A 15,460-nucleotide genomic window follows, 5' to 3' on the forward strand; every position below is an offset into this window, starting at 1 on the left:
CCGGAAAGCGGAAAGCGGGGGAGCCCCAAGGAGGCTCCCCCGCTTTCCGCATTTCCAGGACCGCCCCGGCGGGTCAGCCGGCCGGGATCTGCTCGGTCCCGGCGGCTTCCTCGGCCGCCGCCCCGTGGGCGTGGCCGCCTGCCAGCTTCTGCTTGACCACGGCGATCACCAGCACGACCGCCGCCACCAGCAGCGACAGCAGCACGGTCTCCCGGCCGTCGTGCTCGGTGTCGGTGAGCATGTACCCGAGGACGAACACGATCAGCAGGGCCGCAGCCCAGGTCAGGTACGGGTACAGCCACATCCTGACGACCAGCTTCTCCGGCGCCTCGCGCTGGATGATCCGCCGCATGCGCAGCTGCGAGAAGCAGATCACCAGCCAGACGAACAGGGCGACCGCGCCGGAGGAGTTCACGAGGAAGAGGAAGACGGTGTCCGGGAACTTGTAGTTGAAGAACACGGCCACGAATCCGAAGGCGACCGAGACGAGGATCGCGGTCCTCGGCACACCGCGGCCGGTGGTCCGGGCGAACACCTTCGGCGCGTCCCCGCGCTGACCGAGCGAGAAGGCCATGCGGGAGGCGGTGTAGAGACCGGAGTTCAGGCATGACAGCACCGAGGTCAGCACGATGAAGTTCATGATCTGGCCGGCGTGCGCGATGCCCAGGGAGTCGAGGGCGGCGACGTAGGAGCCCTTGTCCGTGATCGCCTTGTCGTTCCAGGGGATCAGGGAGACGACGACGAGGATCGAACCGAGGTAGAACACGGCGATGCGCCAGATGATGCTGTTGGTCGCCTTGGTGACAGCGCTCTGCGGGTCCTCGGACTCACCGGCCGCCAGCGTGGCGATCTCGCTGCCCATGAACGAGAAGACGACGAGCAGCACGCCCGTGAGGATGGAGCCGGGGCCGTGCGGCAGGAAGCCGCCGTGGCCGGTCAGGTTGGAGAAGGAGGCCTGGTCGGCGTGGACGCCGGGCAGCACGCCGAAGACGGCCAGCAGACCGACGACGATGAACGCGGCGATGGCGACGACCTTGATCCCGGCGAACCAGAACTCGAACTCGCCGTAGGAGCCGACGGAGACCAGGTTGGTCGCGGTCAGCACCAGCATGACGATGAGCGCCCAGCCCCACTGCGGGACGGCCGGTATCCAGTCGGAGAGGATCTTGGCGCCGGCCGTGGACTCCACGGCGAGCACGACCACCCAGAAGAACCAGTACAGCCAGCCGATGGAGAAGCCGGCCCAGCTGCCGAGCGCGCGGTCGGCGTGCGCGGAGAAGGAGCCGGAGGTGGGGTTGGCGGCGGACATCTCCCCGAGCATGCGCATGACGAGGACGACGAGGGTGCCGACGAGGGCGTAGGAGAGGAGAATGCCGGGTCCGGCGGTGGCGATGCCGGAGCTGGAGCCGACGAAGAGTCCGGCACCGATGACGCCGCCGATGGCGATCATGGTGAGATGGCGGTTCTTGAGTCCGGCCTGGAGCCCGGAACCGTGTCCGTCCGGGTTCACTGGGCCACTTCCAGACTGCTGCAGGGTCGGCTGCGAGGTCATGGGGGATTCCTTTTGCGCCGGTGTGCGGTTACGCGTGCGAGCGGTGCACGAGTCGGTCCAGTGAATCCGAGGTGACGGAATTCGTGAACCTTCGAAACGTAATCGTTACTTGAGCTTTCCTTGAGGTTTGTAGCCCGGCCCGGATATCCCTCGGCGGTATTGCGCACACGACGCGTACGCGTCGGGTAACCGGTTCCGGATAAGTTCCGGCCACTTCCCCCGTGCCGCCGGGAGGGGCCGCCGCCCCCCGACCCGAGCCGCCCGCCCCGCACCCGCCGTGTCACACTCGGACCATGCGCGTGTATCTCGGCTCGGACCATGCGGGCTTCGAACTCAAGAACCACCTCGTCGAATGGGTCAAGGCGGCCGGCCACGAGGCCGTCGACTGCGGACCGCACATCTACGACGCCCAGGACGACTACCCGCCCTTCTGCCTCCGCGCCGCCGAGCGCACGGCGGGCGACCCCGGCTCCCTCGGCATCGTGATCGGCGGCTCGGGCAACGGCGAGCAGATCGCGGCCAACAAGGTCAAGGGCGTACGGGCCGCCCTCGCCTGGAGCGAGGAGACCGCCTCCCTCGGCCGCCAGCACAACGACGCCAACGTCGTCGCCGTGGGTGCGCGCATGCACTCGGTGGAGGAGGCGACGAAGTTCGTCGAGACCTTCCTCAACACGCCCTTCTCCGGTGACGAGCGGCACATCCGCCGCATCGACATGCTGTCGGCGTACGAGACGACCGGAGAACTCCCGCCGATCCCGGCGCACCACCCGCAGCAGTAGGACATGACCGGCTCCGCCGTCCCCCCCCCCCCACGCTGGGGAGGCGGCGGAGGCGGAGCCCGGTGGGCAGGGACGAGAGCCGGAGCCCGGTGGGCGCAGGGACGAGAGTCGGGGCCCGTGGGCAGGGGCGAGGCCCCCGCGCGGGGTGCAGGGGCGAGGGCTCCGTGCGGGGGTGACAGGGGCGAGGCCCCCGTGCCGCGGTGCAGGAGCAAGGCCCCCGCAACGGGGTGCAGAGGCGAGGTCCCGGGCCGGGGTGCAGGGGCGGAGCCCCGCTGGGGGCGCCGGGGGCGAAGCCCCCGCACGGGGTCCGGGGCGGAGCCCCGGGAGGGTGCCTTCTCAGCTCGCCCAGTCGGGTGGGTGGGAGACCGGGGTCCGGGGCGCAGCCCCGCGGGGTGCCTTCTCAGCTCACCGAGTCGGGTGGGCGGGCGGGCGGGAGACCGGGGGCTCCGGGCCGCAGCCCCGGGAGGCCGGCCTCCCCACCTCGAGCCGAAACAGCGGGCCCGGGACGGGCCGACAACCGCAGGGAAGGACACCGCACCGTGCCAGAGGGGCACACCATCCACCGGCTGGCCCAGGACTACGCCACCCGCTTCGCCGACACCCCCACCCGCGTCACCAGCCCGCAGGGCAAGTTCACCGACGCCGCCGCCCTCCTCACCGGAGCGGAGCTCACCCGCACCGAGGCCCACGGCAAACACCTCTTCCTCCGCTTCCGCGCCGCCGACTGGATCCACATCCACCTCGGCCTCTTCGGCAAGGTCACCTTCGGCGACTCCCCCGCGCCCCCGCCCACGGACACCGTCCGCCTCCGCCTCGCCAACGCGACGTCGTACGTCGACCTCCGCGGCCCCACGACCTGCGCCCTGATCACCGGCGCCGAGAAGCAGGCGATACACGACCGCCTCGGCCCCGACCCGCTGCGTCCCGACGCCGACCCGGCCGCCGCCTACGCCCGCGTGAGCCGCAGCCGTACGACGATCGCGGCGCTGCTGATGGACCAGAAGGTCATCGCGGGCGTCGGCAACGTCTACCGCGCCGAGGTCCTCTTCCGGCACGGCATCGACCCGTACCGCGCGGGCAGGGACATCACCCCGGCCGAGTGGGACGCGATCTGGACGGACCTCGTCGCCCTCATGCGCGAGGGCGTCCGCAACAACCGCATCGACACGGTCCGCCCCGAGCACACCCCGCACGCCATGGGCCGGCCGCCGCGCGTGGACGACCACGGCGGCGAGGTCTACGTCTACCGCCGGGCGACCCTGCCCTGCCACGTCTGCACCACGGAGATCCGCACCGCGGACCTGGCCGCCCGCAACCTCTTCTGGTGCCCCACCTGCCAGAACCGGTGACCCCGGCCACAGGAACGCCGCCGGAAGGCGACAACACACCTAGAACCCGTGCGGCAGCCAGGGCGCGACAGCGGACCCGAACGCCACGGACGCCTCCGCCAGCGCCCCGCCGCGCAGCTCCCGCACCCGCCCGGCCGCGGCCAGCGCCGTCAACGGCACGCCCCCGAGGTACGCCGCCCCCAGCTCACGTACCGACAGCGCCAGGTCCGCCGCGTCGGACGTCCGCTCGCAGACCGCGCCCTTCGCGTCCCCGCTCAGCCGCCACCGCCCGGTGTTCCAGCCGCAGAACGCGTCCTCGACCTCCAGGACGACGTCCACCGGCGCCTGGTACGTCCGCGCGGCCAGCGCCGCCCCGACGTCGACGGGCCGCACGTAGAGCGCGTCCTGCAGCCGCGGCAGGCACCGCCGGATGTCGGACACCAGGTACTGCCAGGCGTCGTCGACCGGCCGGTTCCCGGCGGACAGCTTCGACGTCAGGTCGATGTCGAAGAGGAACCGCCACAGCGCCGCGTCGGTCGCCGGATCGAGCGCGTCCAGGGCGTCCAGCACCACCGTGCCCTCGGGTGTGCCGGCCTGCCAGCCGGGCTTGACCCGGTAGCGGGCGTACCCCGTGACCTCCCCGTCGCGCTCGGCGACCACGCACTGCAGCGGTGAGGCGCCCTCGCGCAGGGTCTCCGGGTCGAGCAGCCCCAGCTGCTCCCAGCCGGGCCGCCGGGCCAGCATCCCGGGCCGGCCGGGCACCAGCCGCGCGTACACCGCCTCACACGCGTCGAGCACGTCGGCGGGCGCCGCGTACCGCAGCCGTACGCCGTCCGCGCCGGCCGGAACGGACAGGACGGCCCGGCTCGTGTCGATCTCCGCGCTCAGCTGGAAGCTGGCCGCTCCGTACCCGAACCGTCCGTAGATGCCGGGTTCCGAGGCCGTCAGCACCGCCAGCGGCTCGCCCCAGGTCCGTACGTCGTCCAACTGCCGCCGCATCATCGACGTCAGCACACCGCGCCGCCGGTGCGTGGCGGCCACGCCGACCATCGTCACGCCCGCCGCGGGCACCAGGGCGCCGCCGGGCACGGTCATCCGGAAGCTGAACGCCCCCGCCGAGCCCACGCACGCCTGCCCGTCCCAGACGCCCAGCGACCGGTCGTACTCGGTGAGGCTCCGGTACAGCTCCTGCTCCTCGGCCGGCTCCGGGACCCCGCCGAAGGCACGCATCAGGTGGCCGTACCACGTGTCCCACTCGTCCGGTCGCAGCACTCTCAGCTCGGTCGCAAGGTCAGTCGCCATAGGCCATCCCTACCAGCGGCCCGAGCCCCGGTCGAACAGATTTCGCCGGAGTGGCGGCGCGGTTGCTCACCGTGAAGTTCACTGGGAAGTCGAGCCCCGGACGGGGGATAAGTCGGACCTCCCGTGCCAACCGGCGGCTGCGATGGATAGGGTCCCGAACTAATGGCAGCAGGACGAGGGCGGCGCGCGGAAGCCGATACGTTCACGGCCCGGTGGAAGATGCAGTGGCACCGGGTCCGCGTCGGCGTGCGCAGAGCCGCCGTCGACTACTTCCGTGGCGACGGTTCGGACTGGATCGCGCTCGGCGGCCTGCTGCTGACCATCCCGGTGATCGCGGCGCTCACCCTCGTCGACTCGGTCTGGTTCTCGCCGGTCGCGCTCGTGCTGCCCATCGTCGCCGGCGGCCTCCTGCTGCGCCCGGCCAGCCTGCTCGGCCTGTACGCGGCGGCGGCCACCGCCCTGATCGTGGAGTCGGTACGGCTCGGCCCCTACACCGAAGGTCCCTCCCGGGTGACCCCGGGCGTGGTGCTGGTGGTCGCCGCCTGCGGCTTCTTCGGGCTGCTGATCGCCCAGTTCCGCAGCCGGGTGGGCGTGCCGTGGCGGCGCGGCGGCACCATGCTCTTCGACCTGCGCGAACGCATCCGCGTGCAGAGCCAGCTGCCCCAACTCCCCGGAGGCTGGCACCACGAGATGGCGCTGCGCCCGGCCGGCGGCCAGTCCTTCTCCGGTGACTTCGTGGTCGCCGCCCGTACCAACGGCGGCCGGACCCTGGAGGTCGTCCTCACCGACGTCTCCGGCAAGGGCATGGACGCCGGTTCGCGGGCCCTGCTGCTCTCGGGTGCGTTCGGCGGGCTGCTCGGCAGCCTGCCCCCGCACGCCTTCCTGCCCGCCGCCAACGGCTACCTGCTGCGCCAGGACTGGGAGGAGGGCTTCGCCACCTCCATCCACCTGGTCCTCGACCTCGACTCCGGCGACTACGAGCTGTACTCCGCCGGGCACCCGCCGGGACTCCAGCTCAGCGCGGGCACCGGCCGCTGGGAGGAGAAGGCCGCCGAGGGTCCCCTCCTCGGCGTGTACGACGGCGCGCAGTTCGACTCCGTCAAGGGCTCCCTGCGCCCCGGCGACGTCCTGATGCTGTTCACCGACGGCCTGGTGGAGACCGCCGAACGCGACATCGCGGAGGGTATCGACCGCCTCACGGGAGAGGCCGACCGCTATGTCGCCGGCGGCTTCCACGGTGCCACCTGGCACCTGATCGAGGCGGTGGCCAAGGACGTCAACGACGACCGTGCCCTGCTGTTGATCTGCCGTGAGGGCCCGACCGCCGCGGTCCGCTGAGGACTGGCCACCCTGGCCGGTTTGTAATGCATCTGTGTACATCGTGACCCCGGACTGCCCTGCCGCGGCGTGAGTTGGTAGAGATGGAACCCGGCTGTGCCGTGGCTCCGGACCCCGCCGGGCCGGATCCGCGGTGAGCATGAGTCCTGGTGTGCTGATGGGGGAGGCGAGTTCGGCGTGAAGTTCGACATGGGTGCGCAGACGTTGTCGACGTTGATGCGTGATTCGCGGGGGTCGAGTGATGATCTGGGGTCGTTGATCCGGCAGTTGGTGCAGGCGGTGGAGCCGTTGGAGGGGAAGTTCAATGGTGCGGGCCGTCGGATGTTCGATGAGTTCAAGGGTCGTGCGGATGGGATCGCGCGTGAGTTGAATGCGTCGTTGGGGGCGATTTTGGGTGGTCAGTCGGGGATGGAGGGTGCGTTTTCCTCGGGTGATCAGGAGCAGGGTGAGAATGCGCGGCAGCAGATGGGTGCGGCGAATTTCGATGCGGCGCGTTTCCGCTGAGGTGTTGTTCTGTTCCGGGTTTTCTGCCGGGTTGGTTGTCGGGTTGGTTGGTTGTTTCACGGGGAGTGGTGTGTGATGGCGGGTTCGGGTTCGGATCGTCGGTCGTATGACGTGGGTGCGTCGGGGGATGTGCAGGGGAGTCTGCAGGGGGTGGTGGCGCGGTTGGAGGAGGTGATCGCGCAGCGGGATCGTCAGGTGAAGGCGGCGATGGCTGATTTCACGGCTGATGGGGTGGCGGATGAGTATCACGGTAAGGAGCAGCGGTGGAACCGGGCTTCGCATGAGGTGCGGAACATCATCGGTCTGGTGAAGTCGACGTTGGAGAAGAACGACGCGACGGCGCATTCGACGTTGGCGAAGGCGAAGTCGGCGGTGGACGGCATCGGCTGAGCGGCTGGTGGCCCGGCCGGCGGGTCGGCCGGGTTCGCTCGCTGCTCGCTTTTCGCTGCTTGCGGTCTGCGGTCTGCGGTCTGCGGTCTGCGGTCTGCGGTCTGCGGTCTGCGGTCGGCGGTCTGCTGTTCGCTGCGCGCTGTCTGCGCTCTGCTGTTGGCTGTTTGTTGTTGGTGTGTGTTCGGGGGTTGTTGGGTGTCTGGCTGGGATTTGAAGCCGCAGGGTATTTCGGGTGTGCTGAAGTCGGTGGGTGAGTCGGCTTCTCGTCTGCAGTCGTGTGCGACGGCGTTCGGGGAGCATTTGACGTCGGCGGCGTCGTCTGCGGGGACGGTCTCGGCGGATGCGGGTGCTGCCGGTGGCGGTGGTGGGGGTAAGGCGCAGGGGGGTCTGGTGGCGTTGGCGTTGTCGCAGTATGCGGAGCATGCGTCGAAGGATCTTCAGTTCGTGGGTGCGCGGGCGGGTAAGTCGTTGCAGGGTGTGGTGGATGCGACGACGGCGTATCTGAAGGGTGATGAGGAGATGGCGGCGCGGGCGCAGCATGCTGCGTTGGGTGCGCCGCGGCTGGATGCGCCCGGGGTGGGCGGGAAGTGATCGAGCCGGGGGAGATTCCGCAGTTCACGGGTGATCTGGGGCTGCTGGAGAAGGCGTGTGGGGATCTGAAGGCGGACGCGGGTGGTGTCCGGGATGCGGGTGGGGAGGTTCATTCCCGGTTCCAGGGGTTGTCGGCGTATTACCGGGCTCCGGAGGCGGAGCAGTTGTTCGCGTCGACGAAGCCGGTGAAGGAGCGTGCGGACTCGTTCGCCACGGGTCTGGAGTCGGTGTCGGGCGCGTTGTCGGGGTATGCCGCGGAGATTCGTCCGCTGGTGAAGAAGCTGGCTGATCTGAAGGAGGAGGCGACGGCGTTCGTCGCCTCGGTGAAGGGTGATGACGACTGGGAGTACGACGGGGGGAAGGTCGCGCATCACAACCGGATCCGGGATGAGGTCACGCGGGCGGTGGCGGCGTTCTGGGCGGCGGAGCGTACGTGTCACAACAAGATCACCGCGTTGTTCCACGGGACGCAGATGGTGGCGGGGGACGGGTCGGACCGCAAGGACCAGTACGGGTTCGACGCGGAGGATCTGAAGAACGCGAAGCTTCCCTGGGGTGACCCGGTGGAGGAGAAGCATCATGTGTGGGAGGTGGGGCACTGGATCAAGTCGTTCGTGTGGGACGGGTTGATCGTTGATGGTGTGTGGGGGACGGTCAAGGGTCTGGGCACGCTGGTGGGTTTCGGCGGCTGGGAGGCGATGGGCCAGGCGTGGAAGGGTCTGGCGCAGTTGGCGACCGGTCTGGTGATCTCGTCGCTGCCGGGGGTGGGGACGCTGTTCTGGGCGTTGCCGGACGACAAGCTGCCTTCCTGGTTCCGTGATTCGCGCAGGGCGATGAAGGAGACGGGCAAGGCGCTGGTGGCGTGGGACGAGTGGGGGAAGAACCCGGCGCGTGCGGCGGGTGCGGTGACGTTCAATGTGGTGACGACGGTGTTCACCGGTGGTGCGGGTGGTGCGGCGTCGGGTGCGGGGAAGGCGGGTGCGGTCGCGAAGGCGTTGTCGGTGGCGGGGAAGGCGGGCAGGGTCATCGATCCGATGACGTATGTCGCCAAGGGTGCCGGCGCGGGGTTGTCGAAGATCGGGGACATCTCCAAGGCCCTGAAGGGCATGGGCAAGATCGACATGCCGACCCTGCCGGACGGTTCGGTCCACCTGCCCGACGGGCGCCTGCTGGACCCGCACGGCAACATCATGACGCCCGACGGCGTCGTCGACACGACGCCGATCCCGCACGAGGTCGCCCCCAACCTTCCGAAGGTCCCGAACCTCCCGGAGCACTGGACGATCCAGGGCCAGCAGCCGGTCTACGCCGGCGCTCACACGGGCGCCGACGGCGTGACCCACACGACCGACGCGGCCGTGCGCCACGACCCTCCGGTCCCCTCGTCCTCGTACGACCACCCGGTGGCCCAGTCGCCCTACGGCCACACTCCGACCTCGTACGACCACGTTCCGGCCTCCTACGACCACACTCCGACCTCCTACGACCACACTCCGACCTCGTACGACCACACGGCGACCCCGTACTCGCACGAGCACACCCCCGCGGGCACGCCCGCCCACGACGTCCCCGGCAGCGGTGGCCACGGCAGCGGTGGGCACGGCAACGGTCACGATTACGGCGGCGTGCACGGTCCCGCCCACGACACACCCGGCGGCCACAGCGGCGGCTCCTCCCACGGGCCGGAGCACGACCACCACGAAAGCGGCCACCCGGACCACAGCGGTGACCACCCCACCGACCACGCAGGTCACACGGACGAGCCCCTGCATGGGGGCACTTCCACGGACCTCGGTCACCACGCAGTGGACACCGCCGCTCACCACGGCACTCCGGGGCACGCTGGCACCGACGGGCCGGGCCACGGGACCGCTGGGGAGCCGTTCGAGTACAAGCCGCTCGTGTCCGACGCCGAGTGGGACAGGCTCACGCCCGCCCAGCAGCATCAGGTGGCGTACGCGGAGATTTCCGACGGCACGAGACCCTTCGCCGCCGACACCGATGCCGTCGAGTACGGCCAGGCCTATTGGAACCACTACGCCGAGAACATGCCGGAGGTCGAGCGCAAGGCGGTGTGGGACTACACGGACGAGCCCGACTACAACCTTCCGGCTCCGCATCCGGACGGCTGGGGCACGTACAAGGAGATGAACGGGTACCTGCGGGGCGACGCGTCGAAGTGGAGCCCATATGTCCAGCACAACATCGACGAGGTCGACAAGGCGCTCGCCGGCCACCCCGTTCCCGAGGACGTGATGGTCGTCCGTGGCACCGGCATCGGGCACCTCCAGCTCGACGACCCGCTCGAGATGCTGCACAACACCTATGACGACCCTGGATACCTGTCGACGTCGCTCGGCGACCATCCGGTGAGCGCTTTCGCGCACTCCGAAGCGATCCTGCACCTCAGGGTCCCCAAGGGGACTCCGGCTCTGTGGGTCGAGAAGGTCGGTAAATTCGGCATGGGTGAGCGGGAACTGCTGCTGGGACGGGGCACGGCATACCGGGTGACACGCGTGTTCATGGAAAATGGCCAGGTGCAGGTGTACGGGGAAGTCCTGCCGAGATAGCAAGTACAGGAAGGCAACACCATGAGCCGCGAACGGCACGTCTCTCCTCGGACCACGGAGCCCCTTCGGTTCAACGAGGTCGCCAGCGCGCCGCACTACGCCCGCAGCACGGACAAGCCTGTCCAGTTCGTGACCGTCGCGAACCCGCAGGGGACGGTCCTGGGCTATGTCTGGGCCAACGACGAGGACGACGCCGCAGGCTGGAAGGTACGCCGGGCCGGGGGCGACGAGGCCTTCAACCGGGGGGCCCTGTACGTGTCCAAGCTCCGGGACGCCAGAACGCGGGGGCTGCGCCCGACGGCGGCCCTGGCCGAGATCGTCCGGGACACCGACCCCACCGGCCCCAGTCATGTCGTTCCCGGCTCCCTGCGGCAGGCGCCGAGCCTGGCCACCGTCAAAGACCTGGCCGACCAGGACTGACCGCCGCCGGACATGTCGAGCGCTTCGAGCGGTACGCGCCACCCCGTCCACTACACCACCGCCACCACCCCCGACGGTGAAGTCATCGGCTACGCCTGGGGCGACTTCGACGATGTCGGCTGGATCGATCGGCCGGCGAGCAGTCTCAGTGCCTACCAGGCGGGGCGGGAGTGGTACCGGAAAGTGGACGAGGCTCAAAGGGAGGGCCTGGCGCCGCGCGCCGTGGTCGCCTCGCTCAGCCGGGAACCCGGTGCCGGGCCTGTCACCGGCGCCCCTTCCGTCGCCGCGCTGGAGGAACTCTCCCGTACGGTCACGGCCGCCGACGACCGGCGTCTGCTCGCCCAGCTCCATCCCTGCGACAGCCTGGCATGGCAGGAGTTGTCCGACGCCTTCGACGTGCTCACGGACGAGGACCGCAAGGTCGGATCAGGCGGCGGGCAACTGTCGCGGGAGGGGGTGTACCACGTGTCCTTCCCCGTCTACACCAAGCCGCTGTGGCGCGCCGTCCACGCGCTCGGCGGGGTGGGTGCCGTCACCCCGGAGCACCGTTGGGTCGACAACCCCATGGACCCGCACGCGCCCGTCGGCGCTCTGCACCCCGCTGACGCGGTACGCGCCGCCACCGCGATCGTGCGGGGCGAGCGGATGTGCGAGGGAACGCTGGCCACGGCCTTGAAGATCGGCCTGCTGGACGCCGTTGCGCTCTCCCTGCGCACCTGGAACGCCTCCCGGCGGGACGAGAGGGCAGGGGCCGCCGGGCCGCACCCCGGGTGTACGGGCGGTCCGTTCATGCTTTATGTTGCGGAAGCGAAGTAGGGGGATCCGCGATGCCGCAGGAAAGGTCGCCCCGCGCGGTGCGGGCGCAGGCGCCGGTGCGGGCCGGGGCACAGATGAGTCCGGCCGAGGCCGAAGCCGTCGCCCGTGCCGCGCACGCCGGGCAGACGGACAAGGCCGGACGGCCGTACGCCGAGCACCTGTCGGCCGTCGCCGAGGGGGTTCGCGCACGGGGTGGAGGTGACGACCTCGTCGCCGCCGCCTGGCTGCACGACGCGCTGGAGGACGGTGCGCTCGGTGAGGAGTGGCTCGACGCGGCCCCGCTGCCGCAGCGGGCCAAGGACGTCGTACGGGCCGTGACCAAGCGGCCGGGAGAGGAACCGGAGGCGTACGCGCGCCGGATCCTGGCCACTCCCGGCGCCCGGCTGGTCAAGGCGGCCGACCTCGCGCACAACGCCGACCCGCGCCGCCTCGCCGTCCTGGACGAACCCACCGCCCGGCGGCTCGCGCACAAGTACGCCACGATGCGCGGCCACCTCGGCCTCGGCCCGGACGACTGACCGCACGACCGCCCCACCACCGACCGACCGCTCGCACCCGGCACGGGGCGCGCACACGCCACGAGTAAGCGCCCGGCACGAGCACGTACACGACACCAGCACGTACACAGCACGAGCACGCACCTACAGCTACGCACAGGACGACGGGATGGCACGGGACTACGACAGCCAGCTGCTCGAGTCGGTGGCGGTGCGCCGGCGCCGGATGCGCGACGCACTGCTGTTCGGCGCGCAGCGCGGACGGCGCACGGTGGACGAACGGCTCGGCAAGGTCTTCGCGGGCATCGCCATCGCCGCCGTCCTGTGCGCGGGGTGCGTCGGCTGGTCGTTCCTCCAGTCCACCCTGGCCAAGCAGAAGGCCGAGCAGAAGAAGCAGCAGCAACAGCAGGAGCAGTTGTACAACCCGTCCCCCTCCGTGTCGGGCGGACCGTCCGCCTCCGGTACCCCCGCCGGTTCCAAGGCGCCCGGCAGGCAGGGGGAGAAGCGGTGAGGACACTGTGCGCGACCGACATGATCACGTCACGCAGGGCCGGTGACGGGGAAATCGCGATGATAGGTTCCGGTGAGTGGTGAGCACAGCAACGACGTCACGGACCCAGCTGAGCCGGGTCACCCTGGTCGGTGAACGCCGACGCGCCGACATCGTCCTGCCCTCGGACACCCCGATCGGCCAACTGCTCCCCGACATCCTGCGGCTGCTGGACGACCGCGCGTCCACGCGCCCGGCCACCCGGCAGTTGATCACCTCCGACGGCTCGGTCCTGCCGCACGACGCGACCCTGTCCTCGGCCGAGGTCCCCGACGGCGCGGTCCTCCAGCTCGTCCGCGCCCACGCCGCACCGCCCGCACCGGTCGTGCACGACGTCACCGACCAGGTCGCCGACGACCTCGACCTGCGCGCCTGGCGCTGGCGCCCGGCCGCGCGCCGGGCCAGCGCCGGGGTGGCCACCGTGGCCTTCGCGGTGGCCGCGGGCCTGCTCGCCCGGCGCGAGTTCGCGCTGGAGAACGTCACCGCCGCTCTCGCCGCCGTCACCGCCGTGTGCCTGGTCGCCGGCGCCCTGGTGGCCCGGATCGGCCAGGGCAACCGGGGACTGGCCACCGCGCTGCTGCTCGCCACCGGCGGGCTCGGCCTGCTCACCGCGTGGACCGCCGCCGACGCCTACGACTGGTCGGGCACCGCCCGGCTGGCCGGTGTGGTCGGCGCCCTGGTGGTCACCCTCGTACTGCTGGCCTACTTCTCACCGCTGGGCCGCGGCGGCCTCGTCGGCGCGGGCGCGGCAGCCGTGATCGCGCTCGTGTGGGAGGCCGTGGCCGCCCTCCAGGACCGGCCGGACCGGCTCGGTGCGGTGATGGCCGTGATCTCCGTGGTCCTGCTCGGACTGCTGCCGCGGCTGGCCCTGATGGCCTCCGGGCTCACCGCACTCGACGACCGGCGCAGCTCGGGCGTCTCGGTCAGCCGCCACCAGGTCGCCAACGCCCTCGCCGCCACCCACCGCGGACTCGCCCTGGCCACGGTGGTCACCGCCGCCTCCGCCGCCGCCGGAGGCTGGCTGCTGACCACCGCCCGGCAGCCGACCGCGTGGACGGTGACACTGGCCTCGCTGACCGCGGTCGTACTGCTCTCCCGGGCGCGGGCCTTCCCGCTGGTCGCGGAGGTCGTGGCCCTGTTCGCGGCGGCGGCCGTGCTCGTCGTGCGGCTCGCGGTGCTGTGGATGCACCACGCGGGCGGCGCGGGCGCGCTGGTCCTGCTCGGCGTGGCCGCGCTGCTCCCGCTGCTCGTCCTCGCGGTGGAACCGCCCGAGCACGTGCGGGTGCGGCTGCGGCGGTTCGCCGACCTGATCGAGTCCCTCGGCGTGATCGGGCTGTTCCCGCTCGCCGTCGGGGTGTTCGGCATCTACGGGCAACTGCTCGACAAGTTCTGAGACTGACGGACGACGCGCCGGCGCTCCGGGCGGGATGACGAGGCAGGGAAGAAGGCGACATGCCGAACGGGGACAACTGGCAGAGCGACGTGCTGCGCGATCTGAGGAGCGGCACGTCCCGGCGGGAACCGCAGGAACAGGAACCGGCGCAGGCGCGGCGGGCGCAGCAGGACCTGCCGCAGCAACAGCCGCAGGAACAGCCGGAGCAACGGGGGCAGGAGCAGGCGCAGGTGTGGCAGGCACCGCCCGCGGGCGCGTCCGGGCAACAGCAGCAGACACCGGCCCCGGCCCCGGCGCAGGCACCCGCCGCGGCGGCGGCCCCGGCGTACGGCTACCCGCCCCAGCAGGCCCCCGCCCAGCCCCACACCCACGCCCAGCACCCCGTGCCCCAGCACCCCCTGCCCCAGGCCCGGACCGCCCCGCAGGTCCCCGCCGCGCGTCCCGCACCCCACGCCCACCGCACCGCCACCCCCGACTCCCGTCCCGTGGTCGACAAGCGGCTGGCCGCCGCGGGCGGCAAGCCGCGCCGCGGTGAGCCGTTCACGGCGCGGGCGCTGCGCGCGGTGCGCCGTACCGTCTCCTCCTCGGCCGCGCGCGAGGTCGCCGAGACCACCGCCACCGCCGAGGTGCTCCAGCAGGCCGTCACCACCGGCCGGCAGATCGCCGTGACCTCCATCCGCGGCGGTTCCGGCAAGACCACCGTCGCCGCGCTGCTCGGCACCACCTACGCGCACTACCGGCAGGACCCGGTGCTGGTCGTCGAGGCCGACCCGGCGCTCGGCTCGCTGCCGCTGCGGCTCGGCGCGGAGAGCCTGCGCTGGACCACCGGCGACCTGGCCGGCCTGGTGGAACCGCAGATGTCCCTGCTCGACGTCACCGGCTACCTCGTCCAGCTCCCCGACAACGCCTGGCTGCTGCCCGGCAGCCAGGGGCAGGTCGGGGCGATGCTCGACACCAAGGGCTACGAGCGGGTCATGGTCTCGCTGCGCCGCTACTTCGGTGTGACCGTCGTGGACTGCGAGACCCTGCCCGCCGAGGTCGCCCGTACCGCGCTGTCCGCCGCGCAGGCCCGGGTGCTCACCGTGCCCGCCACGCTGGAGGGCCTCGCCAGCACGCACGCCGTCCTGGAGTGGATGCGCGGGCTGCCCCGCTCCATCACCACCTCCACCGTCGTCGTGCTCACCGAGACCGTGCCGCACACCGGGGTCGACCTGGACAAGGCGGCCGAGCAGCTGAAGGCGACCGGCGCGGCCGTCCGCGTGCTGCCCTACGACCGGCACCTGGCGGCCGGCGGCGCCATCCGCACCGACCTGCTCGCCCGCGCCACCCGGCAGGCCGCGACCGCCCTGGCCGCCGAGGTCTTCCGGCTGTCCCAGACACGCCGCTGAACCCCGCGGACGCGCCGCCGAACCCCGTAGACGAGCCGCTGG

General features: G+C 71.4%; 15 protein-coding genes. 13 read left to right on the forward strand and 2 right to left on the reverse strand.

Going from position 1 to position 15,460, the window contains the following annotated elements; genetic code table 11:
* Positions 1-73 precede the first annotated feature (73 nt).
* Positions 74-1,552, reverse strand: a complete 1,479-nt coding sequence (locus AC6I72_RS20940; RefSeq protein ID WP_498002649.1) for an amino acid permease — start codon at positions 1,550-1,552, stop codon at positions 74-76.
* A 293-nt stretch (positions 1,553-1,845) separates the two neighbouring features.
* Between AC6I72_RS20940 and AC6I72_RS20945 the strand changes: the two genes are divergently transcribed.
* Positions 1,846-2,331 (forward strand): ribose-5-phosphate isomerase, encoded by a 486-nt coding sequence (locus tag AC6I72_RS20945; RefSeq protein WP_366728766.1) that lies wholly within the window; start codon positions 1,846-1,848, stop codon positions 2,329-2,331.
* Positions 2,332-2,870: 539 nt separating this feature from the next.
* A complete protein-coding gene (locus tag AC6I72_RS20950; RefSeq protein ID WP_498002650.1) occupies positions 2,871-3,680 on the forward strand; it encodes an Fpg/Nei family DNA glycosylase in 810 nt (269 codons plus the stop codon).
* 39 nt (positions 3,681-3,719) lie between these two features.
* On the opposite strand, the gene AC6I72_RS20955 is transcribed toward AC6I72_RS20950, so the two are convergent.
* Entirely contained in the window at positions 3,720-4,961 is a 1,242-nt protein-coding gene (locus AC6I72_RS20955) for a GNAT family N-acetyltransferase (RefSeq protein WP_498002651.1), read from the reverse strand.
* Between the two features lie 162 nt (positions 4,962-5,123).
* Between AC6I72_RS20955 and AC6I72_RS20960 the strand changes: the two genes are divergently transcribed.
* The 11 genes from AC6I72_RS20960 to AC6I72_RS21010 all read left to right on the forward strand — a co-directional run bounded on the left by AC6I72_RS20960 (position 5,124) and on the right by AC6I72_RS21010 (position 15,418).
* The gene (locus tag AC6I72_RS20960) at positions 5,124-6,299 is read left to right on the forward strand and encodes a SpoIIE family protein phosphatase (RefSeq protein WP_498002652.1); all 1,176 of its coding nucleotides are present in this window, start codon (positions 5,124-5,126) and stop codon (positions 6,297-6,299) included.
* A 177-nt stretch (positions 6,300-6,476) separates the two neighbouring features.
* The gene (locus tag AC6I72_RS20965; RefSeq protein ID WP_498002534.1) at positions 6,477-6,803 is read left to right on the forward strand and encodes a hypothetical protein; all 327 of its coding nucleotides are present in this window, start codon (positions 6,477-6,479) and stop codon (positions 6,801-6,803) included.
* 75 nt (positions 6,804-6,878) lie between these two features.
* Entirely contained in the window at positions 6,879-7,193 is a 315-nt protein-coding gene (locus AC6I72_RS20970; RefSeq protein WP_498004754.1) for a pore-forming ESAT-6 family protein, read from the forward strand.
* A 195-nt stretch (positions 7,194-7,388) separates the two neighbouring features.
* The gene (locus tag AC6I72_RS20975) at positions 7,389-7,784 is read left to right on the forward strand and encodes a DUF6507 family protein (protein ID WP_498002654.1); all 396 of its coding nucleotides are present in this window, start codon (positions 7,389-7,391) and stop codon (positions 7,782-7,784) included.
* Positions 7,781-10,354 carry an ADP-ribosyltransferase gene (locus AC6I72_RS20980; RefSeq protein ID WP_498002655.1) on the forward strand — a complete coding sequence of 858 codons (2,574 nt, stop codon included), beginning with the start codon at positions 7,781-7,783 and terminating at the stop codon, positions 10,352-10,354. The genes AC6I72_RS20975 and AC6I72_RS20980 overlap by 4 nt, the downstream gene beginning before the upstream one ends.
* A gap of 21 nt (positions 10,355-10,375) precedes the next feature.
* Complete coding sequence (locus AC6I72_RS20985) at positions 10,376-10,774, forward strand: hypothetical protein (RefSeq protein ID WP_498002656.1); 399 nt, start codon at positions 10,376-10,378, stop codon at positions 10,772-10,774.
* A gap of 12 nt (positions 10,775-10,786) precedes the next feature.
* Complete coding sequence (locus AC6I72_RS20990; RefSeq protein WP_498002658.1) at positions 10,787-11,590, forward strand: DUF6508 domain-containing protein; 804 nt, start codon at positions 10,787-10,789, stop codon at positions 11,588-11,590.
* A gap of 74 nt (positions 11,591-11,664) precedes the next feature.
* Positions 11,665-12,108 carry an HD domain-containing protein gene (locus AC6I72_RS20995; RefSeq protein WP_037854591.1) on the forward strand — a complete coding sequence of 148 codons (444 nt, stop codon included), beginning with the start codon at positions 11,665-11,667 and terminating at the stop codon, positions 12,106-12,108.
* A gap of 148 nt (positions 12,109-12,256) precedes the next feature.
* Positions 12,257-12,598: a hypothetical protein gene (locus AC6I72_RS21000; protein WP_498002659.1), complete on the forward strand. Its 342-nt coding sequence runs from the start codon at positions 12,257-12,259 to the stop codon at positions 12,596-12,598.
* Between the two features lie 76 nt (positions 12,599-12,674).
* A complete protein-coding gene (eccD, locus tag AC6I72_RS21005) occupies positions 12,675-14,030 on the forward strand; it encodes a type VII secretion integral membrane protein EccD (RefSeq protein ID WP_498002660.1) in 1,356 nt (451 codons plus the stop codon).
* 59 nt (positions 14,031-14,089) lie between these two features.
* Positions 14,090-15,418 carry a CpaE/TadZ family protein gene (locus AC6I72_RS21010; protein ID WP_498002661.1) on the forward strand — a complete coding sequence of 443 codons (1,329 nt, stop codon included), beginning with the start codon at positions 14,090-14,092 and terminating at the stop codon, positions 15,416-15,418.
* Positions 15,419-15,460 lie beyond the last annotated feature (42 nt).

The organism is Streptomyces sp. Xyl84, assembly GCF_059731885.1.

Coding starts and splice junctions, on each gene's coding strand:
- AC6I72_RS20940 (WP_498002649.1), bottom strand. CDS start 1,552: ATGACCTCGCAGCCGACCCTGCAGCAGTCTGGAAGTGGCCCAGTGAAC.
- AC6I72_RS20945 (WP_366728766.1), top strand. CDS start 1,846: ATGCGCGTGTATCTCGGCTCGGACCATGCGGGCTTCGAACTCAAGAAC.
- AC6I72_RS20955 (WP_498002651.1), bottom strand. CDS start 4,961: ATGGCGACTGACCTTGCGACCGAGCTGAGAGTGCTGCGACCGGACGAG.
- AC6I72_RS20960 (WP_498002652.1), top strand. CDS start 5,124: ATGGCAGCAGGACGAGGGCGGCGCGCGGAAGCCGATACGTTCACGGCC.
- AC6I72_RS20970 (WP_498004754.1), top strand. CDS start 6,879: ATGGCGGGTTCGGGTTCGGATCGTCGGTCGTATGACGTGGGTGCGTCG.
- AC6I72_RS20985 (WP_498002656.1), top strand. CDS start 10,376: ATGAGCCGCGAACGGCACGTCTCTCCTCGGACCACGGAGCCCCTTCGG.
- AC6I72_RS20990 (WP_498002658.1), top strand. CDS start 10,787: ATGTCGAGCGCTTCGAGCGGTACGCGCCACCCCGTCCACTACACCACC.
- AC6I72_RS20995 (WP_037854591.1), top strand. CDS start 11,665: ATGAGTCCGGCCGAGGCCGAAGCCGTCGCCCGTGCCGCGCACGCCGGG.
- AC6I72_RS21000 (WP_498002659.1), top strand. CDS start 12,257: ATGGCACGGGACTACGACAGCCAGCTGCTCGAGTCGGTGGCGGTGCGC.
- AC6I72_RS21010 (WP_498002661.1), top strand. CDS start 14,090: ATGCCGAACGGGGACAACTGGCAGAGCGACGTGCTGCGCGATCTGAGG.